The organism is Mesorhizobium salmacidum (SeqCode), from assembly GCF_037179605.1.
GTDB lineage: Bacteria > Pseudomonadota > Alphaproteobacteria > Rhizobiales > Rhizobiaceae > Mesorhizobium > Mesorhizobium salmacidum.
On record NZ_JAPYKS010000024.1, the window covers coordinates 44345 to 70444 of the forward strand.

General features: G+C 60.0%; 29 protein-coding genes and 2 pseudogenes. 24 read left to right on the forward strand and 7 right to left on the reverse strand.

Features of this window, described 5'->3' with window-relative positions; all coding sequences use genetic code 11:
* The first annotated feature begins 4 nt into the window (after positions 1 to 4).
* The 3 genes and pseudogenes from adh to O7A60_RS26130 all read left to right on the forward strand — a co-directional run bounded on the left by adh (position 5) and on the right by O7A60_RS26130 (position 2320).
* Positions 5 to 1522, forward strand: coding sequence for an aldehyde dehydrogenase (adh, locus tag O7A60_RS26120; RefSeq protein WP_337108634.1), 1518 nt, complete (start codon positions 5 to 7; stop codon positions 1520 to 1522).
* Positions 1523 to 1610: 88 nt separating this feature from the next.
* A pseudogene (locus tag O7A60_RS26125) lies at positions 1611 to 2026 on the forward strand (DUF779 domain-containing protein).
* A gap of 78 nt (positions 2027 to 2104) precedes the next feature.
* Positions 2105 to 2320 carry a hypothetical protein gene (locus O7A60_RS26130; protein WP_337108635.1) on the forward strand — a complete coding sequence of 72 codons (216 nt, stop codon included), beginning with the start codon at positions 2105 to 2107 and terminating at the stop codon, positions 2318 to 2320.
* Here O7A60_RS26130 and O7A60_RS26135 read toward each other — a convergent pair.
* A complete protein-coding gene (locus O7A60_RS26135) occupies positions 2317 to 3021 on the reverse strand; it encodes a Crp/Fnr family transcriptional regulator (protein ID WP_337108636.1) in 705 nt (234 codons plus the stop codon). The genes O7A60_RS26130 and O7A60_RS26135 overlap by 4 nt on opposite strands.
* Positions 3022 to 3340: 319 nt before the next feature.
* On the opposite strand from O7A60_RS26135, the gene O7A60_RS26140 reads away from it, so the two are divergent.
* From O7A60_RS26140 to O7A60_RS26155, 4 genes are all read left to right on the forward strand, one after another.
* On the forward strand, positions 3341 to 3787 hold the full coding sequence (locus O7A60_RS26140) for a pseudoazurin (RefSeq protein WP_337108637.1): 447 nt from the start codon (positions 3341 to 3343) through the stop codon (positions 3785 to 3787).
* Positions 3788 to 4035: 248 nt separating this feature from the next.
* A complete protein-coding gene (nirK, locus tag O7A60_RS26145; protein ID WP_337108638.1) occupies positions 4036 to 5145 on the forward strand; it encodes a copper-containing nitrite reductase in 1110 nt (369 codons plus the stop codon).
* Between the two features lie 73 nt (positions 5146 to 5218).
* A complete protein-coding gene (locus O7A60_RS26150; protein ID WP_337108639.1) occupies positions 5219 to 6085 on the forward strand; it encodes an SUMF1/EgtB/PvdO family nonheme iron enzyme in 867 nt (288 codons plus the stop codon).
* Between the two features lie 36 nt (positions 6086 to 6121).
* Positions 6122 to 6559 carry a group III truncated hemoglobin gene (locus O7A60_RS26155; RefSeq protein ID WP_415926859.1) on the forward strand — a complete coding sequence of 146 codons (438 nt, stop codon included), beginning with the start codon at positions 6122 to 6124 and terminating at the stop codon, positions 6557 to 6559.
* A gap of 358 nt (positions 6560 to 6917) precedes the next feature.
* Here O7A60_RS26155 and O7A60_RS26160 read toward each other — a convergent pair whose 3' ends face one another.
* The 3 genes and pseudogenes from O7A60_RS26160 to O7A60_RS26170 all read right to left on the reverse strand — a co-directional run bounded on the left by O7A60_RS26160 (position 6918) and on the right by O7A60_RS26170 (position 8715).
* Complete coding sequence (locus tag O7A60_RS26160; protein WP_337108641.1) at positions 6918 to 7877, reverse strand: sensor histidine kinase; 960 nt, start codon at positions 7875 to 7877, stop codon at positions 6918 to 6920.
* Entirely contained in the window at positions 7831 to 8061 is a 231-nt protein-coding gene (locus O7A60_RS26165) for a hypothetical protein (protein ID WP_337108642.1), read from the reverse strand. Before O7A60_RS26165 ends, O7A60_RS26160 begins: the two co-directional genes overlap by 47 nt.
* Positions 8058 to 8715 (reverse strand): annotated as a pseudogene (locus O7A60_RS26170) (response regulator). The gene O7A60_RS26165 and the pseudogene O7A60_RS26170 overlap by 4 nt, the downstream one beginning before the upstream one ends.
* 174 nt (positions 8716 to 8889) lie before the next feature.
* Here O7A60_RS26170 and O7A60_RS26175 point away from each other — a divergent pair.
* Positions 8890 to 9168 carry a PepSY domain-containing protein gene (locus O7A60_RS26175; protein ID WP_337108643.1) on the forward strand — a complete coding sequence of 93 codons (279 nt, stop codon included), beginning with the start codon at positions 8890 to 8892 and terminating at the stop codon, positions 9166 to 9168.
* Between the two features lie 135 nt (positions 9169 to 9303).
* A complete protein-coding gene (locus O7A60_RS26180; RefSeq protein ID WP_337108644.1) occupies positions 9304 to 9729 on the forward strand; it encodes a cytochrome b/b6 domain-containing protein in 426 nt (141 codons plus the stop codon).
* A gap of 83 nt (positions 9730 to 9812) precedes the next feature.
* On the opposite strand, the gene hemN is transcribed toward O7A60_RS26180, so the two are convergent.
* Positions 9813 to 11159 (reverse strand): oxygen-independent coproporphyrinogen III oxidase, encoded by a 1347-nt coding sequence (gene hemN, locus O7A60_RS26185; protein WP_337108660.1) that lies wholly within the window; start codon positions 11157 to 11159, stop codon positions 9813 to 9815.
* A 149-nt stretch (positions 11160 to 11308) separates the two neighbouring features.
* Between hemN and O7A60_RS26190 the strand changes: the two genes are divergently transcribed.
* Positions 11309 to 12037 (forward strand): Crp/Fnr family transcriptional regulator, encoded by a 729-nt coding sequence (locus O7A60_RS26190; RefSeq protein ID WP_337108645.1) that lies wholly within the window; start codon positions 11309 to 11311, stop codon positions 12035 to 12037.
* Positions 12038 to 12138: 101 nt separating this feature from the next.
* Here O7A60_RS26190 and O7A60_RS26195 read toward each other — a convergent pair whose 3' ends face one another.
* The gene (locus O7A60_RS26195) at positions 12139 to 12660 is read right to left on the reverse strand and encodes a hemerythrin domain-containing protein (protein WP_337108646.1); all 522 of its coding nucleotides are present in this window, start codon (positions 12658 to 12660) and stop codon (positions 12139 to 12141) included.
* Between the two features lie 152 nt (positions 12661 to 12812).
* On the opposite strand from O7A60_RS26195, the gene ccoN reads away from it, so the two are divergent.
* The 10 genes from ccoN (at position 12813) to fixJ (ending at position 23264) form a co-directional block, all read left to right on the forward strand.
* Positions 12813 to 14423, forward strand: a complete 1611-nt coding sequence (gene ccoN, locus O7A60_RS26200) for a cytochrome-c oxidase, cbb3-type subunit I (protein ID WP_337108647.1) — start codon at positions 12813 to 12815, stop codon at positions 14421 to 14423.
* A gap of 12 nt (positions 14424 to 14435) precedes the next feature.
* Positions 14436 to 15167, forward strand: a complete 732-nt coding sequence (ccoO, locus tag O7A60_RS26205; protein ID WP_337108648.1) for a cytochrome-c oxidase, cbb3-type subunit II — start codon at positions 14436 to 14438, stop codon at positions 15165 to 15167.
* A gap of 9 nt (positions 15168 to 15176) precedes the next feature.
* On the forward strand, positions 15177 to 15326 hold the full coding sequence (locus O7A60_RS26210) for a cbb3-type cytochrome c oxidase subunit 3 (protein ID WP_015316364.1): 150 nt from the start codon (positions 15177 to 15179) through the stop codon (positions 15324 to 15326).
* A gap of 2 nt (positions 15327 to 15328) precedes the next feature.
* A complete protein-coding gene (ccoP, locus tag O7A60_RS26215; RefSeq protein ID WP_337108649.1) occupies positions 15329 to 16192 on the forward strand; it encodes a cytochrome-c oxidase, cbb3-type subunit III in 864 nt (287 codons plus the stop codon).
* A 138-nt stretch (positions 16193 to 16330) separates the two neighbouring features.
* Positions 16331 to 17923 carry a cytochrome c oxidase accessory protein CcoG gene (gene ccoG, locus O7A60_RS26220; RefSeq protein ID WP_415926860.1) on the forward strand — a complete coding sequence of 531 codons (1593 nt, stop codon included), beginning with the start codon at positions 16331 to 16333 and terminating at the stop codon, positions 17921 to 17923.
* Positions 17920 to 18411 (forward strand): FixH family protein, encoded by a 492-nt coding sequence (locus tag O7A60_RS26225; protein ID WP_337108650.1) that lies wholly within the window; start codon positions 17920 to 17922, stop codon positions 18409 to 18411. Before ccoG ends, O7A60_RS26225 begins: the two co-directional genes overlap by 4 nt.
* Positions 18408 to 20696 carry a cation-translocating P-type ATPase gene (locus O7A60_RS26230; RefSeq protein WP_337108651.1) on the forward strand — a complete coding sequence of 763 codons (2289 nt, stop codon included), beginning with the start codon at positions 18408 to 18410 and terminating at the stop codon, positions 20694 to 20696. Before O7A60_RS26225 ends, O7A60_RS26230 begins: the two co-directional genes overlap by 4 nt.
* Positions 20693 to 20848 (forward strand): cbb3-type cytochrome oxidase assembly protein CcoS, encoded by a 156-nt coding sequence (gene ccoS / locus O7A60_RS26235; protein ID WP_337108652.1) that lies wholly within the window; start codon positions 20693 to 20695, stop codon positions 20846 to 20848. The genes O7A60_RS26230 and ccoS overlap by 4 nt, the downstream gene beginning before the upstream one ends.
* A gap of 300 nt (positions 20849 to 21148) precedes the next feature.
* Positions 21149 to 22663: a PAS domain S-box protein gene (locus O7A60_RS26240; protein WP_337108662.1), complete on the forward strand. Its 1515-nt coding sequence runs from the start codon at positions 21149 to 21151 to the stop codon at positions 22661 to 22663.
* Positions 22650 to 23264, forward strand: coding sequence for a response regulator FixJ (gene fixJ / locus O7A60_RS26245; RefSeq protein ID WP_337108653.1), 615 nt, complete (start codon positions 22650 to 22652; stop codon positions 23262 to 23264). Before O7A60_RS26240 ends, fixJ begins: the two co-directional genes overlap by 14 nt.
* Here fixJ and O7A60_RS26250 read toward each other — a convergent pair.
* Complete coding sequence (locus tag O7A60_RS26250) at positions 23261 to 23533, reverse strand: hypothetical protein (RefSeq protein WP_337108654.1); 273 nt, start codon at positions 23531 to 23533, stop codon at positions 23261 to 23263. The genes fixJ and O7A60_RS26250 overlap by 4 nt on opposite strands.
* A 36-nt stretch (positions 23534 to 23569) precedes the next feature.
* Here O7A60_RS26250 and O7A60_RS26255 point away from each other — a divergent pair, with 36 nt between their 5' ends.
* The 4 genes from O7A60_RS26255 to O7A60_RS26270 all read left to right on the forward strand — a co-directional run.
* Positions 23570 to 24133, forward strand: a complete 564-nt coding sequence (locus O7A60_RS26255; protein ID WP_337108655.1) for a DUF2267 domain-containing protein — start codon at positions 23570 to 23572, stop codon at positions 24131 to 24133.
* 199 nt (positions 24134 to 24332) lie between these two features.
* On the forward strand, positions 24333 to 24779 hold the full coding sequence (locus O7A60_RS26260; protein WP_337108656.1) for a pyridoxamine 5'-phosphate oxidase family protein: 447 nt from the start codon (positions 24333 to 24335) through the stop codon (positions 24777 to 24779).
* A 164-nt stretch (positions 24780 to 24943) separates the two neighbouring features.
* Positions 24944 to 25588, forward strand: a complete 645-nt coding sequence (locus O7A60_RS26265; RefSeq protein WP_337108657.1) for a helix-turn-helix domain-containing protein — start codon at positions 24944 to 24946, stop codon at positions 25586 to 25588.
* A gap of 144 nt (positions 25589 to 25732) precedes the next feature.
* Positions 25733 to 26100 (forward strand): aminotransferase class I/II-fold pyridoxal phosphate-dependent enzyme (locus O7A60_RS26270; RefSeq protein WP_337108658.1); only part of this gene is annotated, 368 nt, incomplete at its 3' end.

Genomic DNA, 26100 nt, shown 5'->3' on the forward strand with positions numbered 1-26100 from the left:
AGATGTGAACAAGGTTGAATTCTCTCGCTCGATCAAGGCGCCCTTCGACAGGCGCTACGGCAATTTCATTGGCGGCAAATGGGCCGAGCCGCGCTCCGGCCGCTATTTCGAAAACTTTTCGCCAGTGAATGGTCAACTGCTGTGCGAGGTAGCCCGTTCGGACGCCCAGGATATTGAGGCCGCCCTGGATGCGGCGCACGCCGCCAAGGACGCCTGGGCGCGCACCAGCGTGGCCGAGCGGTCGCTTATCCTCAACCGCATCGCCGACCGCATGGAGGAAAACCTCGATCTGCTGGCGCGCGCCGAAACCTGGGATAATGGCAAGCCGATCCGTGAAACGACGGCGGCCGACCTGCCGCTTGCCATTGACCATTTCCGCTATTTCGCCGGTGCGCTGCGTGGCCAGGAAGGCAGCCTTTCTCAGATCGACGACGACACCGTGGCCTATCACTTCCATGAGCCGCTTGGCGTGGTTGGCCAGATCATCCCGTGGAATTTTCCGCTCCTGATGGCCGTATGGAAGCTGGCGCCGGCACTTGCCGCCGGCAACTGCGTGGTGCTTAAGCCGGCCGAACAGACGCCTGCCACCATCATGCTGTGGGCGGACCTGATCGGTGACCTTCTGCCGGACGGCGTGCTCAACATTGTCAACGGCTTCGGCCTGGAGGCCGGCAAGCCACTCGCTTCGTCGAACCGCATCGCCAAGATCGCCTTCACCGGCGAAACCACGACCGGCCGGCTGATCTCGCAATATGCCAGCCAGAACCTCATCCCGGTGACGCTGGAACTCGGCGGCAAGTCGCCCAATATCTTCTTCCAGGATGTCACCGCTGAAGACGACGATTTTTTCGACAAGGCGATCGAGGGCTTTGTCATGTTCGCGCTCAACCAGGGCGAGGTCTGCACCTGCCCCAGCCGGGCCCTGGTGCATGAGAAGATCTACGACAAGTTCATGGAAAAGGCGCTGAAGCGCGTCGAGGCGATCGTCCAGGGCGATCCGCTCGATCCGGTCACTATGATCGGCGCGCAGGCGTCGAGCGAGCAGCTGGAGAAGATCCTGTCGTACTTCGACATCGGTAGGAAGGAGGGCGCCGAAGTGCTGATCGGCGGCGAGCAGAACCATCTGCCGGGCGATCTTGCTGGCGGCTATTACGTCAAGCCCACGGTGTTCAAGGGCCACAACAAGATGCGGGTCTTCCAGGAGGAGATTTTTGGGCCAGTGGTGTCGGTCACCACCTTCAAGGACGACGACGAAGCCTTGGCGATTGCCAACGACACACTCTACGGCCTAGGCGCTGGTATCTGGAGCCGTGATGCGAACCGCTGCTACCGGTTCGGCCGTGCCATACACGCCGGTCGCGTATGGACCAACTGCTACCATGCCTATCCGGCGCATGCGGCGTTCGGCGGCTACAAACAATCGGGCATCGGCCGCGAGAACCACAAGATGATGCTCGACCATTACCAGCAGACCAAGAACATGCTGGTCAGCTATAGCCCGAAGAAGCTCGGTTTCTTTTGAGCGTCGTCGGATAGAAAGCCAAGGGTGTGGCCGTTATGGCCGCGCCCTTATCGGCTCGGGAACTCGGAAGGGAGAGCAGGATGCTTGAATCTCGCTCGGGAAAGTCTCGGCCACACCTGGAGCCAGAACCTTCCTGGCGGAAATCGTCGCCGACCACGGCCGGTGCTTTTCCATCAGTCGGGTGGGTGCTGCGATGGATCATCACCAACGTGCTACTCGCAAAACGATTTCATCGTCGGCGACGATGACGTGATGCTGGGAAAGATCGGCGAGACCCCGGTCTATATCAGCGTCTCGCAATTTGAAGTGTGGAAGCACACCGATCTCATTATCGACGTGGTGCCTGGTCGTGGCGGAATGTTCTCGCTCGACAACGGAAGAGAAAAGCGTCGACGATCTGCGCGGCTCAGGCGGGGCTTAGTGAACTGCCGTGGCGTTGCGCGCCGGGGAATGCCTGCGGAGACGGCGGATGCACGTCGCTCGACGGGCGGGCAAGGCTCATAAGGTTCCTCTTTGTCTCAGCGCAACGAGCATCGATGAAAAAAGGCGCAAGATGTCGGCTTCCAAATACGGGCAAGCGGCATGAAAGCCAAATTCAGCGACGACGCGACGATGGACGCAATTATGCGCGGTTCGCCAGCAGCCATTCGCGTCGTTCTCCAGCACGGCATGCTCTGTGTCGGCTGCCCGATTTCTTCGTTCCACACCGTTTCGGAGGCGGCGCGAGAGCACGATCTGAATGAGGAACAAATCAGTTGCGAACTGCGGGCCGCCATCGAAAGTCCCGACGCTGACTAGCCTTTCTCCACGCGGCCTTCCGCGATCAGAAGCAGCCGGTGAGGCTCCACCACGGTCACCTTCTGTCGCCCGCTTCTGACCAATCCCTCACCTTCCCAGGCCGAGAGCAGTCGGCTCACCGTATGGAGCGTCGTTCCGGTCATCTCGGCTATATCCTGACGCGAGATCGGGAAGTCGATCAGGATGCCTTCCTCTGTCCTTTTGCCGGTCTGCTTGACCAGCTTGAGCAGCGCATGGGCGACGCGCTGATCGACCTGCTCTGTGGACATTTCGATGACGCGCGAATGTGCGTCCTGCAGTCTGCTGCCCACTGCCTTGTAGGTGTTGGCACCGAAACTGGGGAACTCTGCAGCGAATGTCGGCCAGAGCTGGCTTGGCCAGGCAAGGGCGACGCAATCGACGGCTGCGATTGCATTTGCTGGATAGGTGGTGCGGCCCAGGGCGTGGGCAATGCCCATCAACTCGCCAGGGCTTATGTATCGCACGGTTACCTCATGGCCGTCCGGCGTCGATTTAACGACACGCACATGTCCGTCGAGCAGCAGGAAAAACGAATGTGCTTCCTGCTCCTGTTCGAAAACCGGCTGGTCCCTGGGAATCCTCAACGACCTGGCCTGGCCGACGATGCGGTCAAGATCCGCAGCAGATAGACTCTCAAAGACAGACAAACCGGCAATCAGCGAGCGATCGAGGCTACCCAATTATATTCCCCCATTTGACCACGACCGCAAGACGTCCAAGTCAGGCTGACTTGGAAGAGTGTCACGGGCGGCCAGCAGGCGGCAAGGGGGCAGATATTCCTCCACATGCCGCAGGTGTTGTGGGTCGCCGCCTCCGAAGAGCAGAGGTCGGCTTGAACCATGATCTTCCTCGAACTGTCCCTCAACCCGCCCGGATCTCCTGAGAACGCCACCCAGATTTCACGCCCAAGTTTGCGCCAGCGCAAATCGCGAAATTGTCTGGTGACGTAGAAAGGGCGCGACGGTTGATGCCGTGATGAACCCAGGAAAGGACGTCCCAATGAAATTGCCCCTGATTGCCGCCGCCATCGCCTTGCTCGCTATCGCCGGCTCCGCCAACGCTGAAGAACATGTGGTGCAAATGCTGAACAAGGGTGAGAAAGGTGCGATGGTTTTCCAACCCGCCTTTGTGCAGGCGGCACCTGGAGATACGGTCAGGTTCGTGCCGACCGACAAGTTGCACAATGCCGAAATCATTAAGGGCATGCTGCCGGACGGCGCCGAGGCTTTCAAGGGAAAGCCAAGTGAGGAGATCACCGTGACCCTCACCAAGGAAGGCGTCTATGGCGTGAAGTGCGCTCCACATTACGGCATGGGCATGGTGGCGTTGATCGTCGTCGGCAAACCCGTCAACCTGGAAGCGGCGGAAGCGGTCAAGCAGGTCGGAAAGGCCAAGACGGTGTTTGCGGATCTGTTCGGCGAAGCGACAAAAGCCGCCTCCAACTGACCTGCCCTTTTTTCAAATAGATACACTCCGGTTTACGACCTCCGGAGGGAACGGCCGAACGGACCAGGGAAAGGTCCAGTTCGGCCGATTTCGTTTTGGCGAAGACTTCGCCTCGGTCTTTACGACAACTACCTCCCTGTTTCCTCCACCACGTAGATGAATTGAACTGGATTTGCGCTAGCGCAAAGACGTTCGCGGAAGCAAGCATAATATCTGGCCATAAATTGGCTCACGTAAAGGAGATGGAAATGCTTACGAGACGTGAAGCACTGCTGGGTTCGGTTTTTACCGCCGCGGCCGTCGCAACGATTACAGCCATGCCGGCAGCGGTAAGCGCAAAGGAGGTGGCAGGACTGCGACTGCCGCGTGAAAAGGTTGCATTGGTCGCGCCTCCTTTCGTTCACGCTCACGATCAGGTCGCGAAAGGCGGTCCGAAAATCGTCGGATTCACCATGACAATCGAAGAGAAGCCGGTCGTCATCGACGCGGACGGCACGCAGCTCAATGCGATGACCTACAATGGCTCCATTCCCGGCCCGCTGATGGTCGTGCATCAAGGCGACTATCTCGAACTCACACTCATCAATCCCGACACCAACACACTCGCCCACAACATCGACTTCCACGCGGCCACCGGCGCACTTGGCGGCGGCGGCCTGACACTGATCAATCCGGGTGAGCAGGTCACATTGCGCTTCAAGGCTACCCGCGCCGGAACGTTCGTCTATCACTGCGCCCCAGGCGGCGCGATGATCCCATGGCACGTGGTATCCGGCATGAGCGGCGCGGTAATGGTGCTGCCGCGCGACGGCCTCAGGGACGACAAAGGCAAGCCCATCCGCTACGATCACATCTACTATATCGGCGAGAACGACTTCTACATTCCTCGCGACGAGCAGGGAAAGTTCAAGAAGTTTGAAACCGCTGGCGACAACTACGATGACACCGTCAAGGTCATGCGCGGCCTGATCCCGACACATGTCGTCTTCAACGGCAAGCAAGGATCGCTGACGGGCGAGCATGCCATGAAGGCGAAAGTCGGCGAGACCGTCCTGATCGTCCATTCGCAGGCGAACCGCGACACCCGCCCTCACCTGATCGGCGGCCATGGTGACTTTGTGTGGGAACAGGGCAAATTCGACAATCCGCCGGCCAAGGATCTCGAAACCTGGTTCATTCGCGGCGGCTCGGCGGGCTCGGCGCTGTACACTTTCCTGCAGCCCGGCATCTACGCCTATGTGAACCACAATCTGATCGAGGCCGTGGAACTCGGAGCGACCGCGCACTTCACGGTCGACGGACATTGGGACGACGACCTGATGATGCAGATCGAAGCACCACGCTCCATCGCGTCGTAGCGAGGATCTGATCCTGAAGCCAAGGCGACCTTGCGGCAATTCCGCAAGACCGCCCATGTCGGGGCGAAAGCCGATGCCAATCAACCCAATCATAGCCCTCGCGGGGTTTGCTTCTGCCGCACTGGTTGCCATGGGAGCGGCCACGGCGGCGCTTTCGCCGCCTGGCCGCCAACTTGTCGCGAGCCCGGAACTGGTGCGCCTTGCCCCGGCGTCGTTCAGTCATCCCCAACCGGGTGAATTCCTGCAGGACGGACGTCCCGTGGCGGCGCCGGTCGAACTGGTCAGGTTGGGGGAACCGCTGGAAATTATGAAATATCAGGTGAGTGCATCGGAATACGGTCGCTGCGTGGCGGCCGATGTCTGCCAGCCCGCCGAAACCCTCGGCGGCGGCAACTTTCCCGTCACCGGCGTGAGCCACATGGACGCGCAAGCCTATGCGAACTGGCTGTCAACTCAGAGGGGCGAAGCGTGGCGGCTCCCGACCGATGCGGAGTGGGCCTTTGCCGCCGGCGAAAAATTCCGGAGCGACATAGAGGCCGGCATCAGCGATCCCGCCAACCCGGCTCTGCGGTGGCTCGCCCAATATCGCAACGAGGCTTCGCTCGAGCGCAAATCCGATCCTGCCCCGAGATTTCAGGGGGCCTTCGGTGTGAACGCAAAAGGGGTGGCTGACGTCGCCGGCAATGTCTGGGAATGGACATCGACCTGCTATGTCCACGCGTCGGTGACCAGCGACGGCACAAGAATTTCAACTTCGGTAGAAAATTGCGGAGTGCATGTCGTGGAAGGATTCCACCGCACCTATATGTCGAACTTCATCCGGGACGGGAAGAGCGGCGGCTGCGCCGTCGGAACGCCGCCCGACAATCTGGGTTTCCGGCTTGTCCGCGAGCGGCTCACCCTTGTCCAGGCAGGCCTTCGGCGTCTCGGGCTTTCCTGATTTTGGCGAAGACAACAAAGTATTTGTGGAATGACAATGAAATCAGCCTTGACCGTGCCTCCGCTTGCAGAGCAGCCTCTGAACGATCCTCGCGTCAACCGGGCGTCGATCGGGAGACTCGTTCGTGAATTCTATGCCAAGCTCCGGAAGAACGAGCGCCTTGGACCGATCTTCGCGCGCGCGATTACCGGCGACTGGGAACCGCATCTCGAGAAAATGACCGACTTCTGGTGCTCCGTCATTCTCAAGACCGGCGACTATCACGGACGGCCGGTGCCCGCTCATGTGAAACTCAAGGATGTCACCGAAGCGGATTTCGACATCTGGCTGGCCATGTTTGGCAAAACCGCCGCCGAGCTCTTTGCGCCAGAAACGGCAGCGGTGTTTATCGATCGGGCCGAACGGATAGCGACAAGCCTCAAGCTGGCGATGTTCTTTCGCCTCGATCCGCCACAACAGGCTGCTGCGGGTTGAGAGCCACCTTCTCTGCCGGATGCATCATCACGTCCACCAAGGCTGGAACTGCCGTTTGGTCAATGCGCCTACAGCAATTCAAGTCGCAGCGGGTTTCCGTGTGGAATGGCGTATAAACATAGGGTTAGAGCAGGTTGGCCATTCTGCGAAACGATGAACCGTCCTAACCGGATTTGACCAGTTGGAATCGAAGCCTCAAATCCATCCTTCATGCCTGAGGCCGGCGACCTCAAGAGCAGTGTTCCGCCGACCTGCTCGACGATGTTGCTGACGATGGCGAGACCCAGGCCCGATCCGTCTGCCGGAGGGGCACCTCGCGCGAAACGCTGCGTCAAGCCGCCGAGTTCCGCCGCCTGAATTACCCGCATTCATTGATGATGCGCAAGCTGGCATCCTTGCCGATGGAGATCTTTACCGGCTTGCCCGATGCGCCATGTCGTACCGCGTTTTCGACCAGATTGCGGATGACAATCGCGAGCGCGTCCTGGTCGATTTCGACCATTGGTGCATCCTTGCTGGGTCTGACAAGATCGATCTCGCCCTGCCCAGCGCTCCGACCGAACTCTTCGACGACAAGGGCAGCGACCGAGCCAAGGTCGACCGGCTGCGATGCCGCCGCAACGCCGGCATCGGCCCTTGCCAGCTGCATCAGCTTTTCCGAAAGCCCGGCAAGATTGGCGAGTGACGCCCTGATCTGACGGGCGCGGTTGCCGACGTTGAGGTCAGGCGCTTCGGCGAGCAGGCGCTCTGCTTGCGCCAGGGCGCCGGCTATAGGTGTGCGTAGTTCGTGCGCCGCATTAGCTGTGAATTCCCTTTCTGCCGACAAAGCCATTCCAAGCCGCCGCATCAGGCTATTCACGGACTTGGCGATGGCGGCCAATTCCAATGGAAGGTCTTCGGTGCGGATCGATGCCAGATTGTCACCGTGGCGGCCAGCGATCTCGCTGCGCAACGTCAGAACGGGACGCAGGGAACGCTCCAGGATCAGCCAACAGACGATCGCCGCCAGTGGCGTGAGCAGGACCAGGGGCAGCAGGAAGCCGAATGCGGCTTCCAGTGTCTCCTCGTCTCGACGGCTTTCAAGCTCGGCAATCTGGATGAAAATCGTTCCGCTCACCGCCGCTTCGGTATAGATACGCCACCCCTTGTTCTCGGTGAAACCAGGAACTGGGATCAGCGAAAGCGGCGACGATGGCGCGTGATTTGAATGCAGCAGCACCAAGCCCTGCTTGTCGCGAACCTGGACGACCAGCCGGTCGCCGTCCTCGTCATTATCGGCTTCCGAAAACCCGCGGCGCAGCCTGGGCTTCCTTCCCAATGAGATCGGCTACCACTACCGGCAGCAGTCTTCTGGCTGCCTCTCTCATGGCGACGTCCATGGCTTCGTTGATTTCGCGATGCAGGGTGATGCCGCCGGCGATGGCCGCCACAAGGCCGTAAACCACCATCACCGTGCTGAGGGCGACGACCAGCCGGCGCACCAGACTTGTACGGCCGTTCATTGGGTCATCCCACGGTAGCCGACACCGCGCACGGTGCGGATGGTGTCGCTGCCAATCTTGCGGCGCAGACGGCTTATGTACACCTCCACCGCATTGCTTTCGATCTCCGCGCCGAACGCATAGAGCGCGTCTTCGATCTGAGCCTTGCTCACAATGGCGCCCGGCCGCTGCAGAAACTGTTCCAGCACCGCCCACTCGCGGCCGGTAAGCGAAGTGGAGTTGCCGTCGATGGTGATGTCGCGTCGTGCCAAGTCGATCTCGACCTTGCCCAAACGGACAATTGGATTGGGTTTGCCGGTATAACGGCGAGCCACCCCTTGCAGCCGTGCCGACAGCTTTTCGAGATTGAAAGGCTTGACGAGGTAATCGTCGGCGCCGCTGTTCAGACCTTCGATCTGATCCGAGAGTTGGTCCCGCGCCGTGAGGATGATCACCGGCGTATCGGTTCCATCGCGTCGCAGGGCCTTCAAGAAATCCTGCCCTCCCATCAGGGAGTTGGAGATCGAGCAGGATGAGCTGATATGAAATGACAGCCAGGCAGGTGCGGGCCTCGTCAAGTGTCTTCGACCAATCGACGACATGGCTGGCGGCGGCGACGTGGTCGCGAACTGCTTCGCCAAGAATCCGATCGTCTTCGATTAAAAGAACCCGCACCTCTCCTCCATCCCTGTCCTGTCCGCATCGGACGCGGTGCTCGTTGCACCGAAAACCTTACACCAACCTGAACGCCCCCGAGGCCCGGATCTCGAATTGCGCTTCGCATTCAGGTTGCTGTCAGATTGCATCGTGATGTTGGCCGCATCGGAATTGGCCGATGGAGACTTGAAGATGAAGACGATGATTTTCGCCACCCTGATGCTCAGCGCGGCCGGAATCGCAACCGCCTTTGCCGGCAACAAGTGCGATGTACCTGCCGACCAGTGGCAGCCGGCAGAGGCACTGCAGAGTAAACTCGAGGCCCAGGGCTGGAAGGTGCGCAACATCAAGTCGGAAAGCGGCTGCTACGAAGCCTATGCGGTCGACGGCAAAGGCAAGCGGGTCGAGACCATGTTCGATCCCAAGACGTTGGCTCCGGTCGGCAGCGACGCCGACGGCGACGAAGGCTGATCGACATGAACGCCACCCTTTCCTCCCGCCGGAACATGGTCAAGGTCTGGAGTCCTTGTGTTCGCCTGGTTCACTGGGCGCTGGTGTTGAGCGTGACGGTGGCGTGGCTGTCGTCGGGGCTGATCGTGAAGATTCATGAACTCGCCGGCTACGGTGTTTGCGCTGGTCGCCTCGCGGCTTCTGGCCGGCATCGTCGGCTCCAGGTACACCCGATTTGCCCAATTCGTGCGTGGCCCAAGCGCCGTGACGTCCTATCTCGGCGACATCGCGGCGCATCGCGAAAAAGGATATCTCGGACATAACCCGGCGGGCGCCGCCATGGTGCTGGCGCTGCTTGTCACGATCTGCGGCATAGCCCTGACCGGCTGGCTGCAGACCACTGACGCTTTTTGGGCGTCGGCTGGTTGCAGACACTCCATCAGTTGCTTGGCAACACGGTCCTCCTTCTGGTTGGCCTGCACATTGCCGGGGTGCTTCTTGCCAGTCTGCGTCATCACGAAAACCTCGTTCGCTCGATGGTCACGGGTAAGAAGCGGGCGCCCGAACCAGGCGACTACTTGAACATGGGAATCGACGGATCGCGTCGCTCAAGTTGCCCGAACTCGGTCGACGGCGATCTTCGGAAGGGTGCGCACGCCGAACGCTCAGAATGCGACGGAGTGCCTGGCCGTTCCGGCCTGGAGATACTTGTCAAATTTGGCCGCAATGGTCCGGACGAGAGGACGGCACTCTACCGGCACGACAAAATCATCGCCCTGGAGTCGAAGCAACCCCGAGCCGACATTGCCGAGCCGACTGGCCTGAAGAAGCAATCCCTGCCCAACATCGCCGAAGCATTCGACAAGTTCGATGGCCGGGAAGGAAAAATCGCACATCAGTCGCTCGATTATCCAGGCCCTCGCCTGGTCATCGAGGCTGAGTTCCACGCCGCGTGCCGTCGCCAATCGCCGGCCATCGACTACCTTCTCATACTCGCCAGTGGCCACGATGTTCTGTGCGTAACCCTGCTTGTATCGGCTGATCGAGGAAGGTCCGAACCCGATCAAGGTCTCACATTGATCCTCGGTATAGCCTTGGAAATTGCGGCGCAATTTGCCCGGCGCTGCCGCTATTGCCAGCGAATCGCCGGGCTTGGCGAAATGATCGAGCCCGACGGCCTGGTAGCCGGCCGTTTCAATCATCTTCGCGGCAAGTTGTGATTGTCCGAGGCGTTGGGCCGAATCCGGCAACCAGGCCTCATCGATCATCGTCTGATGCTTTTTGAACCACGGCACATGCGCGTAGCCGAAAAGCGCCACTCTGTCGGGCGCCAGTGTCAAGGCCTGTTCAACTGTCGTGGCGATGCTCTGAAGCGTCTGATGTGGCAGACCATAGAGCAGATCGAGATTGACGGATTTCGTGCCGCGCGAGCGCACGCCGTCCACCACCTGCTTGGTCTGTAGAAAACTCTGCTCGCGATTGATCGCCTTCTGCACCCTGGGATCGAAATCCTGCACACCGAGGCTCGCCCTCGTCATGCCAATTTGCGCCAGCGCATCCAGGCGTGCCTCGTCCATGTCATTGGGCTCTATCTCGACACTGACGGTGGCATCGTTAAGAAAGTCGAACTCGGCTCGCAGGCGCCTTCCAAGAGCCACAAGGTCATCGGGTGTCAGCATGGTCGGTGAGCCGCCGCCGAAATGGACTGCGCGCACCCTGCCCTTGCCCCTGAGGAGCTCCGCGACCGTCTCGATTTCGCTGTGCAGGGAGCGAAGGAAACTCGCCACCGGCGCGTAGTGGCGCGTCTGCTTGGTATGGCAGGCACAGAACCAGCATAACTTGTCGCAATAAGGGACGTGCAGGTAGAGCGATATTTCGTCGACGGCGCCGATTGTCCGCAGCCAGCCGCGAACGACCATGTCGTCGATCCCCGCATGGAAATGCGGCGCGGTCGGATAGCTGGTGTAACGCGGCACGTTCTCGCTCAAGCTGGCGGTCAGGTCCGGTCTCAACTCGCAGGTCTCTGGCTTTTGCATGGCCTCCAGTTAGGCCTCATCTGGCTGCAGGAGCTTTGATTTTGATCAAGGTGCCGGGAAAGAACTGACGCAACCATGGCAGAAAAAGCGATGCTGTCTGGCGGCATCCGATCACAGGTGATGCGATGGCCGTGCGGCGTGACGTTCACAACTCCGACATTCCGGTGCTCTGCAAATCTTGCGAAGCGCGGCATCGCGGCGTCTGTGGTGCGCTCGATCCGGATCAGTTAGTCGACCTGGCGAGAAACTCGTCCAAGCACAGCGTTCAGCCGGGAGCCGAACTGGTTGGCGATGCCGAAGCGATCGACAGCTTTTCGAATGTGCTTTCAGGCGTGGTGAAGCTGACCAAGACTCTCTCGGACGGGCGCCAGCAGATCGTCGGCCTTCAGTTCGCGCCCGATTTTCTGGGGCGTCCATTCAAGCTCGAAAGTTCGATCAACGCCGAGGCCGCGACGGATGTTTCCCTGTGTTCTTTTCCAAAGACGGCAATCGAGCGAATGATGAAAGTGTCGCCTGAGCTGGAACACCGCCTGCTCCAACAGACGCTCAAGGAACTCGACCAGGCCCGTGACTGGATGGTGACGCTTGGGCGCAAGACGGCTTCGGAAAAAGTGGCAAGCTTCCTGCTCATCATTGCAACGAACATTGATCCGGCGGCGGCTCAGGACACCGGGTCGGCGACCTTCGATCTGCCGTTGACACGGGCGGATATCGCCGACTTTCTCGGCCTGACGATAGAGACGGTCAGCCGTCAACTGACCAGGCTGCGCGCCGACGGAGTGATCCGTATCGAGAACAACCGTCACGTTTTCGTCGAGAACATGAACAGGCTGAAACAACGCTCCGGCGCCTAATGCATATCGCGCAAAAGTGCGCAGCGGTTTTGCGAACACGACATGCATCAAAACAATGATCTAAAGCGCGGCGCCCTGAATCCGTTTCAGCGCGACGCGCTTTAGCCGACCTCGCTTGCAAGGATCGTCGGCAGCACATGCTCCCTTTCAAAGGCCACGTGCCGGCGCACGCTGTCAAAGAAGCCGCGCAGCATGAACCCGAAGGCTTCGGGATTGGCGACAACGGACCCATGCCCGATCTCAAGCAGAGTGTCCGTCAGATCCTGCGCCGAACACTCATCCTCGACATGCTCGGCTTTCAGGCGGCGTATGGAGGTGCCCCGAGCGGAGTCATTGGTGCTGCCGTGCGCAAACGCGGGGAAGATATGTTCCTCCTCATAAGCGTGGCTTCTACGCAGCAAAGGCACGAGCTCATTTGCGACCAGAAGGCATTTCAGCCGATCCACCCGGGAAGGCAACCCATCGGCAACAGCCTCCAGCTCGTCGCATAGGCGCATTTTTTTATCATGCCAGCGAGAGACATCCAGACACGGCACGCGCCCACCTTGAACGCATGCCTCAACGACCGGACAGGCTTCCGGTTGGTCGCACCTAACGACAACTGACGATTTGCCACGGGCCATCGGAACCTCCGCGCATGAAACCAATGCGCAAGATTGTCCGACTGTTGAAGCATCGACTTTGACATGGATCAAGGCGTCGGCAGGCCAGTCGCGGAATTGATTAGGCAGAGGGGTCACATCCCGCACATCGGATTCGCGCTCGGGGACATGTCATGAAATTCGGCAGAGAAACCTTCGCCTTGAGTTTGTTCGCATTCGCCGCTCTGGCGGCGGCCGGCTTCGGCACGGACGAGCCCTTCCGGCAACATATGTGGGTGCTGTTTTTCGTACTACTCGGCTTCACCGCCATTCTGCTGCGCAACTCGAACTTCGCACCCGCTGCCCCGATCGATCCATCAGCCTATTTGGACGGGCCTATCCGCTATGGCGCGATCGCCACCGTGTTCTGGGGTGTCGTCGGCATGCTTGTCGGCGTGATCATTGCGCTACAACTGGCCTATCCGCAGCTCAACATCCAGCCATGGTTCAACTTCGGCCGTCTGCGCCCGGTGCACACGTCGGGCGTCGTCTTCGCCTTTGGCGGCAACGCGCTTCTGTGCACATCATTATATGTCGTCCAACGCACCTGCCGCGCGCGGCTGTTCGGCGGCAATCTGGCCTGGTTCGTATTCTGGGGCTATCAGCTCTTCATCGTCATGGCGGCTACCGGCTACCTGCTCGGCATCACCGAATCCCGGGAATATGCCGAACCCGAATGGTACGTGGACATCTGGCTGACCATAGTCTGGGTCGCCTATCTCATCCTGTTCCTCGGCACCATCCTGAAGCGCAAGGAACCGCATATCTACGTCGCCAACTGGTTCTACCTGTCCTTCATCGTGACCATCGCGATGCTGCACGTGGTCAACAACCTGTCGATGCCCGCGTCGTTCCTCGGATCGAAGAGCTACTCGGCATTCTCGGGTGTCCAGGATGCCCTGACGCAATGGTGGTACGGCCACAACGCGGTCGGCTTCTTCCTGACCGCCGGCTTCCTCGGCATGATGTATTATTTTGTGCCCAAGCAGGCCAACAGGCCGGTCTACTCCTACCGGCTGTCGATCATCCACTTCTGGGCGCTGATCTTCCTCTACATCTGGGCCGGCCCGCATCACCTGCATTACACCGCCCTGCCCGACTGGGCGCAGACGCTTGGCATGGCGTTCTCGATCATGCTGTGGATGCCATCGTGGGGCGGCATGATCAACGGCCTGATGACGCTTTCGGGCGCCTGGGACAAGATCCGCACCGACCCGATCATTCGCATGATGGTTGCCGCGATCGCCTTCTACGGCATGTCGACCTTCGAAGGCCCGATGATGTCCATCAAGGCAGTAAATTCACTGTCTCATTACACCGACTGGACAATCGGCCACGTTCACTCGGGTGCGCTCGGCTGGGTCGGCCTGATCTCGTTTGGCGCGCTCTATTACATGGTTCCGAAGCTGTGGAACCGCCAGCGTCTCTATTCGCTGCGCCTCGTCACCTGGCACTTCTGGCTGGCGACACTGGGCATCGTGGTCTACGCGGCCGTGATGTGGGTGTCCGGCATCATGCAGGGCCTGATGTGGCGCGAATACGACGAGCAGGGCTTCCTGGTCTATTCCTTCGCCGAGTCCGTGGCCGCCATGCATCCCTACTACGTGATGCGTGCCATCGGCGGAGCGATGTATCTCTCAGGCACGCTGATCATGGCCTGGAACATCACGATGACGATCCTCGGTCACCAGCGCCAGGAGGCTCCCATGCCGGGCTCCATCCCGACCCTTCAGCCCGCGCAGTAAGGAGCCATTCAAATGAGCTTGATGGACAAACACTCGGTCATCGAAAAGAACGCGACGCTTCTTCTCGCCGGTTCCCTGCTGGTCGTGACAATAGGCGGCATCGTCGAGATCGCACCGCTCTTTTATCTCGACAATACGATCGAGAAGGTCGAAGGCATGCGGCCCTACTCGCCGCTGGAGCTGGTCGGCCGCAACATCTACGTGCGCGAAGGCTGTTACCTCTGCCACAGCCAGATGATCAGACCGTTCCGCGACGAGGTCGAGCGGTATGGGCACTATAGCCTGGCGGCGGAGTCGATGTACGACCATCCCTTTCAGTGGGGTTCAAAGCGTACCGGTCCGGATCTGGCGCGTGTTGGCGATCGATATTCCAACGAGTGGCACACACAGCACCTGACAAACCCGCAGTCGGTCGTGCCTGAATCGATAATGCCGAGCTATGGGTTCCTGAAGGATACACCGCTCGACGTCAAAGACTTTTCAACACATCTCGTCGCGAACGCTGATGTCGGCGTTCCCTACACGGCCGAGATGATAGCGAACGCCAACGCCGATCTGAAGGCCCAGGCTGATCCTGCCGCCGACACGACAGCGCTCGAGAAGCGTTATCCCAAAGTCAAGGTCGGCGATTTCGACGGCAACCCAGCCCAGGTCACCGAGATGGACGCGCTGGTCGCTTACCTGCAGATGCTCGGCACGTTGGTCGACTTCAAGAACTACGACGAATCCGCAGGATACCGTTGAGGAAAAGCAATGGATTACAATGCGATGCGGCAATTCGCCGACAGTTGGGTTCTGCTTTTCATGGCTCTCTTCTTTGTCGGAGCAATCGTCTTCGCGCTGCGGCCAGGTGGCAAGAGCCAGGCAGACGAAGCAGCCCGAATCCCCCTGAAGGACGACTGACCATGAGTGATGAACATATCGACGAAGTGTCGGGCGTCTCCACGACTGGCCATGAATGGGACGGGATCAGGGAGCTCAACAATCCCCTCCCGCGATGGTGGGTCATTACCTTCTACATCACCATCGTCTGGGCCATCGGCTATACGATCGCCTATCCGGCGTGGCCGATGCTGAGCTCTGCCACGAAGGGCGTGCTCGGCTATTCCAGCCGCAACGACGTCAAGAATGAGCTGGCGGCCGCCGACGCCGCCAAGGACAAATACGTAGTGGCGGTACAATCGAAATCCGTGTCCGAAATCCTCGCTGACGACACATTGCGCGAGTTCGCCGTCGCCGCCGGCGGTGCGGCGTTCAAGGTCAATTGCACCCAGTGTCACGGTTCAGGCGCGCAAGGATCCAAAGGGTTCCCCAATCTCAATGACGATGATTGGCTTTGGGGCGGCACACCGGATCAAATTCAGCAGACGGTCACGCACGGCATCCGCTTTCTGACCGATTCCGACACCCGCGTCTCGGAAATGCCGGCCTTCGCCGACGTCCTGACGCCGGAACAGATCGATCAGGTCAGCACCTTTGTCGCCAGCCTGTCCGGCACCGTCCAGAGGCCGGACCTTGTCGCGCCGGGCGCCAAGGTTTTCGCGGAAACCTGCGTCGCATGTCACGGTGAGAACGCCAAGGGCAGTCGCGAAGTAGGCGGACCTAATTTGACCGACGCGATCTGGCTCTACGGTTCGGGCGAGAGTGCCATCGCGGCGCAGGTCCGAGCCCCCAGGCAGGGCGTGATGCCGGCCTGGGGATCGCGGCTCGGAGAGACCAAGGTCAAGGAACTTGCTGTGTACGTGCATTCGCTTGGCGGCGGAGAATAGGCGGGGGAAGCCTGTTCTCAACTTCACCGACCAAAGCGACGGGGCCTGGCCAAGCCGGGCCCCGATTCATTTGCGATCATGATGGAGATTGACCTGCATCAACGCGGTGTGGACCGCCGCCCGGCAAATTTGCCCGACATGAAACTGCAGACTGCTCGACCGGAGATCGCGGTGCTGGACCAAACGCAGATAGAACGGCTGGAGGCAGAGCCGGTCAACTCGGCCAAGACGCGGCAACCGCTTTATGCCGCGCGCAAGAAGATATTTCCCAAACGTGCCTCCGGCAACTTTCGTCAATTCAAATGGCTGGTGATGGCCATCACCCTTGGTATCTACTATCTCACGCCGTGGCTGCGGTGGGATCGAGGCCCCTACGCCCCGGACCAGGCGGTGCTGATCGACCTCGCGAACCGCCGCTTCTACTTCTTCTTCATTGAGATATGGCCGCAGGAATTCTACTACGTAGCCGGCCTTCTGGTGATGGCTGGTGTCGGCCTTTTCCTGCTTACGTCGACGGTCGGCCGCGCCTGGTGCGGCTATGCTTGCCCTCAGACCGTCTGGGTCGATCTGTTCCTGGTCGTCGAGCGTGCGATCGAAGGTGATCGCAACGCCCGCATGAAACTTGACGCCGGATCGTGGACGGTTCGCAAGCTCGCTCTGCGCACGGCCAAGCATTTCATCTGGCTGGTCATAGCGATGGCGACAGGCGGAGCATGGATCTTTTATTTCGCCGACGCGCCAACGCTGCTGCGAGAGGTCTTTACCGGCGCCGCGGCACCGGTCGCCTATATCACGATCGGCATCCTGACGGCGACGACCTATACGTTCGGTGGAATGATGCGCGAGCAGGTGTGCACATATATGTGCCCATGGCCGCGGATCCAGGCAGCCATGCTCGACGAGAGTTCGCTGACCGTCACCTACAACGACTGGCGCGGAGAACCGCGTTCGCGGCATGCAAAGAAGATCCAGGCGGCCGGCCTTCCGGTCGGTGATTGCGTCGACTGCAACGCCTGCGTTGCTGTCTGTCCAATGGGGATTGATATCCGCCACGGCCAACAGCTCGAATGCATTACCTGCGCGCTTTGTATCGATGCCTGCGACGGCGTCATGGACAAACTTGGCAAGGAGCGCGGGCTGATCTCCTACGCCACGCTGACCGACTACAATGCAAACATGGCACTGGCGACCGCGAACGGAGCTTCACCGATCACTCCATCGCTGATCAGGACCGATGACGGGCAATTCTCCGACAAGGTCGCGCATTTCCATCTGAAAAAGATCTTCCGGCCCCGCACCTTCGTTTACATGGCATTGTGGTCGATGTTCGGTTTGGGACTGGTCTATTCGCTGCTGACGCGCGATCGGCTCGAAGTGAACGTGCTTCATGACCGCAACCCGCAATTCGTGAAACTGTCCGACGGCGACATCCGCAACGGCTACGCCGTCAAGCTCCTCAACATGATCCCGGAGCCAAGGACAATCGTGATCAGCTTGCAGGGGCTCGACGGTGCCCAAATGAGCATCGTTGGCAATGAGCTTCCCGCGGGGCGGTCCTTTGCCATCCCTGTGGAACCTGACCGGCTGAAAATGCTGAAGATCTTTGTCCGCCTGCCCGCCGCTAAGATTCAGGGTGAAGCACAGACCTTCAAATTCGTTGCCGAAGACAAAGCATCATTCGAATCAAACCAATATACCGCCACGTTCAATTCGCCGGAGGCAGCCAGGTGAGCGCTCGAACACAACGGCCCCGCGAATTCACCGGGCGGCATATGCTTGCCAGCATCGTCGCCTTTTTCGGCGTGGTCATCGGGGTCAACATCCTGATGGCGACCCTTGCCAATACGAGCTGGACGGGCCTCGTCGTCGAGAACACCTATGTCGCGAGCCAGCAGTTCAACAAGAAGGCCGAGCAAGGTCGCGCCCAGGCAGCACTTGGCTGGAAGAGCCACCTCGTCATTTCCGGCGGTATCGTCAGCTACAGCCTGGTGGACGCGTCCGGCAAGCCGGTCCCTTTGCACGGGGCAAAGGTGATGTTCCGTCACCCTGCATACGAAAAGGAAGACAAGTCGGTCAGTCTCGCTCCGGAACAGAATTTCGCCGCCCCGCACCAGCCAAGGGACGGTGTCTGGATCGTCGAGGTCAACGCCGACGCCGGCCTTGCCGAGCCTTATCGCGAGGTTCGACGGGTCCTCATTGCTCACGGTGAGATCCAATGAGTTGTTGCGCACCGGGAGTTGAATCCGCGCTGGATCTAGGCCGACCGACGGCGAACTTGCCGTCGAGCCAGGAAATCACCCTGGCAAGCCGGCCACTTGGCGACGGCGTCATGCAGACTGACCTCTCGGTGCCGGCCGTCCATTGCGGCGCCTGTATACACACGATTGAGACTGCGCTCGGAAAGCTCGACAGGGTCGAGACTGCCCGCGTCAACCTCTCCACGAAGCGGGTTTCAATCCGCTGGCATGACGGCGACGTGCCACCTTTTGTCAGCGTCTTGGCCGATCTGGGTTACCAGGCGCATCTCTTCGATCCCGCCGCCGAGACGCGCGACGAAACGCTGGCTGATCTGATACGCGCCGTCGCCGTGTCGGGCTTCGCTGCAGGCAACATCATGCTGCTCTCGGTGTCGGTCTGGTCGGGAGCCGAGGGCGCGACGCGCGACCTCTTCCACTGGGTGTCGGCGCTCATCGCGATTCCTGCTCTCGCCTTCGCGGGCGGCATTTTCTTTCGCTCGGCCTGGAATGCATTGCGCCACGGTCGCATGAACATGGACGTGCCGATCGCGGTAGGCGTCTCGCTCGCCTATACAATGAGCCTCTACGAAACAATCAACCACGGCGATCACGCCTATTTTGACGCTTCGGTGTCACTGCTGTTCTTCCTGTTGATCGGCAGGACGCTCGACCATGTCATGCGCGAACGCGCGCGAACCGCTGTGCAAGGTCTGTCGCGGCTTGCCGCGCGCGGCGCAATGGTCGTACGCGTCGACGGTTCTCGCGATTACCTGCCCGTTGACGAAATTGAGCCAGGAATGCAGATCCTTGTGCCTACAGGCGACAGGATTCCGGTTGACGGCAAGATACTCAGAGGGACATCGGACCTCGATTGCTCCCTGGTCTCCGGCGAGAGCACGCCGCGACAGGCATCGGCCGGACAAATCGTCCAAGCCGGCATACTCAATCTCACTGGTCCCCTGACGATCGAGGCCACGGCTGCCGCAAAAGACTCGTTCCTGGCGGAAATGGTTCGGCTGATGGAGGCCGCCGAGGGCGGGCGGGCGAGGTATCGCCGGATCGCCGATCGCGTCTCGGCACTCTATGCCCCGGTTGTCCACCTCACCGCCTTCGCGACATTCCTCGGATGGATGGCCGCCACAGGCGACTGGCACAGGGCGATGACCATCGCGATCGCGGTCCTGATCATCACTTGTCCCTGTGCGCTTGGCCTTGCGGTACCAATTGTGCAGGTGGTGGCTGCTCGACGCCTGTTCGAGAGCGGCATCATGGTCAAGGATGGCTCGGCAATGGAGCGTCTGGCAACGATTGACATAGCGGCGTTCGATAAGACCGGAACGCTCACGCAGGGACAGCCCCGGCTGGTCAACGCCCCCTCAATCGACCCCGACATGTTGGCTATTGCTGCCAACATCGCCTCAAACTCGCGCCATCCTTTCTCAAAGGCAATCGCGGGCTCTGCCATTCTCGGCAGGCAGTCGAAATTCGATGCCATTACCGAGCATCCGGGATTCGGAATCGAAGCCATCTCCGAAGGAGGCACTTGGCGGTTGGGTCGGCGCGGATGGGCCGGATGGAAAGGCAGAACCGGAGGTGAAGGCAAGCATGGCTATGGTGGAACGGTTCTGACGAAGGACGGAACCATTGTCGCTACCTTCGAATTCGAGGATGCGCTACGCGCCGACGCCAAGGCCGCCGTGGCGCAATTGAAAGGCGCTGACGTGTCGGTCGAAATGCTGTCGGGCGATACCGCGGGAACCTGTGCTGAAGTCGCTCGGACGCTCGATATCGACGACTTCGTTTCGTGCCTCCTGCCGTCCGGCAAGGTCGAGCACATCGAAATCCTCGCCAAGTCAGGGCACAAGGTTCTGATGGTTGGCGATGGCTTGAACGATACGCCCGCATTGAGTGCGGCGCACGTCTCGATCGCGCCAGCCACGGCGGCCGACATCGGCCGCAACGCCGCGGACTTTGTGTTCCTGCGCGACAGCCTCCTGGCGATACCGCTCGCGCTGGAGGTGTCCAGAAAAGCCGGACGGCTCATCCGGCAGAATCTCGCTTTGGCAATCGTCTACAATGCGGTTGCGGTGCCTGTCGCAATCCTCGGTCACGTCACGCCGCTGATCGCGGCGGCGGCGATGTCGATTTCCTCACTGCTTGTCATTGCAAATGCGTTACGCCTGCATGGCTTCGCACCGGGCCAACAGGCCCCGACTGCCCCGCGAGGCCCGATTTCGGGTCTTCAAGCATCGGCACGAATGCCATGACGACACTCGTCTATCTTATACCAGTTGCACTGTTTCTCGGCACGTTGGGCCTGCTGGGCTTCCTGTGGGCGCTGAGGAGTGGTCAGTATGACGATCTTGATGGCGCGGCCGAGCGTATCCTGACCGATCAGGAGGACGCTCCGAACCCGTGAATGGCTGGAAGCAAGCTGGTGACCAGGCCAGGCACCGCTGCCGAAGCCAGCCGATGCGTGACATCAGGTCAGGCGCCTTTCGCGGAGCGGTCGATTGTCGTGATGAATTGCGCCCGCTCGGCGCCGCCCGCCTTGATGCTAATCAGAGAGCAATTTTCAAATCCTCAGCGGTCACACCACACACCCTGGCTCGATTGGTTTTGCTTGCACGGCAAGGGATGTTAATTAGGCTTTGCCGCGGGGGCACCAATCCAGGGATTTCATGTGGACGAAGCGCGCGATTTGTCGACAGGTGGGACGATGCTGAAATCGGCGTTGTCGCAGATGTTCGACCAAGCTCCAGGATTCATGACCTTGTTGCGCGAGCCAGGTCACGTTTTCGAATTGACCAACGGTGCCTATCAACGGCTGATCGGTAACAGGCAGGTCATTGGAAAATCGGTGCGCGAGGCCCTGCCCGAGCTTGCGGGCCAGGGCTTGTATGAAATGTTGGACCAGGTCTACGAAACCGGTGAGCCCTACAGGGGCCGGGGGGTCAAGGTCACTCTGCGCAACAGGGACGACGAACCGGTCGAAGAACGCATCCTGGATTTCGTCTACCAGCCCATCAGAGCCGAGGACGGCCACATCACCGCCATTTTCATCGAGGGCACCGATGTCAGCGAACTTTCCTTTGCAAACGCGGCTCTTCAGCTGCGCGAAGATCACTTGCGGTCGATCCTGGCAACGGTGCCGGATGCGATGGTCGTCATCGACGAGCAAGCGTATATCCAGTCCTTCAGCACCGCTGCCGAAACGCTGTTCGGCTATCGGGCAAACGAAGTCATCGGTCAGAATGTCAATCTTCTCATGCCGTCCCCCTACCGCGAAGAGCACGACGCCTACTTGCAACGCTATCTCACGACCGGTGAACGCCGCATCATTGGGCTCGGCCGCACCGTTACCGGAATGCGCAAGGACGGCTCGACGTTTCCGATGGAACTTTCCGTCGGCGAGATGCATCCCGGAACTGGACGATTCTTTACCGGCTTCTGCCGCGACCTGACCGAGCGCCACAGGGCAGAGGCGAGAATTCAGGAGCAGCAGGTGGAACTGCTTCACATGGCCCGGTTTACCGCGCTTGGCGAAATGGCATCGACGCTGGCGCACGAGATCAACCAGCCGCTGACCGCGATCACGAACTATCTAAAGGGCAGTCGCAGGCTTCTCGAAGGCAGCACCGAAGCGAGTGCACCGATGCTGCGGGAGGCTGTCGAGAAGGCGGCGGAACAGGCGCTGAGAGCAGGAGAAATCATTCGTCACCTTCGGGATTTCGTCGCCAGGGGCGAAAGCGAACGCCAGGTCCAGCGCCTGCCGGCTCTGATCGAGGAGGCCTCATCCCTGGCGTTGGTCGGCGCAAGGGAAATAGATGTGCGCGTCAGCTACAAGCTGGATCTCGCCGCCGAACTTGTCCTGGCCGATCGTATCCAGATCCAGCAAGTTCTGCTCAACTTGATGCGCAATGCGGTGGAAGCCATGCAAGGCGCGCCGCGCCGTGAATTACAGGTCACGACCGTTGCCCGCGAAGATGGCATGGCCGAGGTGAGTGTCATCGATACAGGCCCTGGCCTCGCGCCGGAGGTGTCGGCCCAGCTTTTCCAGCCCTTCGTGACCACGAAGAAACATGGCATGGGTGTCGGACTTTCCATTTGCCGTACGATAGTCGAGTCGCACGGCGGCCATATATGGGCTGACGCGGTTCCGACGGGGGGCACCGCATTCCGGTTCACCTTGCGCATCGTTGAAAGGGAAGAGGTCACCGATGGCCGGGAATGATCTTGTGCACGTGGTCGACGACGATGTGGACGTTCGAAAATCGCTTGGTTTTCTTCTGGGCACGGCGAATTTCGCGGTACGGCTGCACGATTCGGCAACGGCCTTTCTCGACACGATGACCGGCAAGATCGAAGGATGCATCGTCACCGATGTGCGCATGCCTGGTATCGACGGCATCGAGTTCCTGCGACAGCTCAGGGCCCGGGGCCAGACGATTCCGACGATCGTCATGACAGGTCACGCCGATGTTGCCCTCGCCGTCCAGGCAATGAAGGAAGGAGCCGCCGACTTCATCGAAAAGCCATTCGACGACCGGATTCTGATCGACGCGATCCGCTCGGCACTCGATGGGGGCAAGCATGCGGGCGCCACGCACCCTCAATCCGCCGAGATCGGCAGTCGCCTGTCGACTTTGTCGGAGCGCGAGCGGCAGGTCCTCAACGGCCTGGTGTCAGGGCTGCCGAACAAGACGATCGCCTACGAGCTGGGCATCAGTCCGCGCACGGTCGAGATCCATCGTGCCAACGTGATGAGCAAAATGATGGCCGGCAGCCTTTCACATCTCGTGCGCATGGCGTTGATCATGGAATCCAAAAGCTAAGCTTGACCTCCGACAGATTTGTCATGGCTGGCTGAGGTTCTTTCCGCCTGCCAATCGCGCCAATGAGTTGGCCGAATGTCGACAAGCGCGCCGGTCACCGCATTCTGCCAGCCTTTGTCTGCCTTCCGGCAGGGAAACACAAGCGAGTGCCCGCCGTCCTCATCAAAGACGGCCAGTTCGAGGTCGCAGCCAGACGGAGCGCTTAGGATTTGCTTCCACATCGCATCACGATGTTCACAAATGACCAGGCGCGCATTGATTTGCATCATTTTTCGAGAATTCCGGCTGCCATTCGGTTGCTGTGAATGCCGGAAAAGGTCACGTCTGATCATTTGCGAAGCAGTGGACTTCTCCTACAGATTGATCCAACTCAATGCGCAAACATCGTCGAGGGGCGAAAACTGGCGGAAGCTTCCAAGGAGCAATCGCATGAACCACATCGTGTCCCACACCTCTTTGCCACCTTCAACCATGCGGCCCAGCAGGCGCAGCAATGGGTCAACGAACTGGCCAAGGATCTCGGCTGGAGCGAGCCAAGCGCCTATCGGCTGATGAGATCCGTTCTGCGTACACTGCGCGACTGGCTGTCGCCTGCAGAAACGGCCGATCTATCGGCGCAGTTGCCAGTCCTGGTCCGTGGCGTTTACTTCGACGGCTGGAAACCATCGCCAGAGCCGGCGTGCGAGAGAAAGAAGCGCGACTTTATCACGAGCGTCAGAGCCAGTTTCGGCTATGACGACGAGATCGATTTCGACATCGCTATCAACGCCGTGTTCACGCTTCTCGAGCGCCATATATCGCATAGGGAGATCGTGCAGATCCGAAGCTCGATGAAGAAGTCGCTTCGTGAACTGTGGCCAGCGGACTGACCGATACCCCCGCGACAGACAGATGCCGGAAGCTGGGCGCCTAACGGGAGAAGCTTGGCTGCTAACCAATAGTGCAGTCTCCCAGGGCGCCATTCCTGGCGCGGGGAGCCCGAAGTCTCGATCTCACCTCCTGACCGTCTGCAGGATGGGGCGCCAGAGACCGGCCAGAGACCATGACCACAGATTGGAGATTGCACCGATGCTGATCCGGATCCTTTCCGCGTTGGAATGCACGAAGTTCTTGACCGCCAATCGCGTTGGCCACTTGGCTTGCGCCAAGGAGGGGCAACCCTACGTCGTGCCGATCTACTACGTCCACGCCGACAATCATCTCTATGCGTTTTCCATGCCGGGCAAGAAGATCGAATGGATGCGAGCCAATCCGCTGGTCTCCGTTCAGGTTGGTGAACGAGGTGAAGGACGCAGATGGAAAAGCGTGGTCGTCGAGGGCCGTTTTGAAGAGCTGCCGGATCGGATTGGCCACAAGCTCGAACGGGACCATGCCTGGGCGATGTTGAGCAAGCACTCCAACTGGTGGGAGCCCGGCGCGCTCAAGCCGATCATGCCTGCTGTTTCGGACAGCGCACCGCATGTGTTCTTCCGGCTCCTTGTGCAGCAGGTGTCGGGTCGGGAAGCCGTGGAATAGCTAGCGCTTGTCTGGCTTGGTACGGCTGCTTTCTCGATCCGGACAATTTGGCTGAAAGCTGCCCGCGGATCGAGGGATAGGTAGTTCTCCGTAGGGACATAACCCAATTTCGCAACGTATGAATTGGCGCGATTGCTGTGTCACGGACAACCGGGAAAACAGCCATGCACGCCTACACCCTATCTAGAGCATTGCCTTCGCAATCCGATCAAATGAGTCTTCCAGCGGCATTCGATGGCACACAGCCGCAACCGGTCAGCTTCTATCCCTCAGGTTCGGAAATCTATGCCCAGGGCGAAAAGGCCGGAGCCCTCTACCAGGTCGAGTTCGGCGCCGTCCGTCTCTACCGCCTCCTCGCCGATGGTCGCAGGCAGATCAGCGCCTTTCATCTTGCAGGCGAGACTTTCGGCTTTGAAGCAGACGCCACGCATCACTTCTTTGCCGAAGCGATCAACGCGACTGGTGTCCGTGCTGTCCGGCCCGCGGCCGGCGCGGATGTCTCCCGTAAACTGCTGCCGCTTGCCCTCAAAGGCCTGATACGGGCGCAGGAGCATCTTCTGGTTCTCGGGCGTCAGAGCGCCATCGAACGCGTCGCGGCCTTTCTCCTCGACATGGCGGAGCGCCAAGGTGGACTGCAGCCGGTCGAACTGCCGATGTCGAGGATGGACATCGGCGACTATCTGGGCCTCACGATCGAGACTGTGTCGCGTGTGTTCACCAAGCTGAAGGACAAGGGTACGATACGTCTTCTCGGTCTGCGCAACGTTGAGATCGTCAGATACGACACCTTGCGCAATATCAGCGAATGAGTCGATTGCTCGCATCGCCGACGGCATACCCATTCAACGGAGCGTTGAGTACCCTGCCCTTGACGGAAATCAAAGCGGCGCGAGCATCAGCATTTCACATCGCATCGACCAGCAGAGGTGCTTCGCGGTCGGAGGGACGAATCCATGAATTACCAGCGTTTCTTCGAGGAGGCGATCGATCAGCTCCATGCCGAGCGTCGCTACCGCGTCTTCGCCGACCTCGAGCGCATCGCGGGCAAGTTCCCGCGCGCCATCTGGCGTGCCAACGGTCGCGCCGAGGAAATCACCGTCTGGTGCTCCAACGACTATCTCGGCATGGGCCAGCACGCGGACGTGATCGCCGCGTTCCAGAACACGGCCGGCAAGATGGGCTCCGGCGCCGGCGGCACCCGAAACATCTCCGGCACGTCCAACCCGCTGGTCGAACTCGAGCATGAGCTGGCCGACCTGCACGGCAAGGAAGCGGCTCTCGTCTTCACCTCCGGCTTCGTCTCCAACGAAGCCTCGATCTC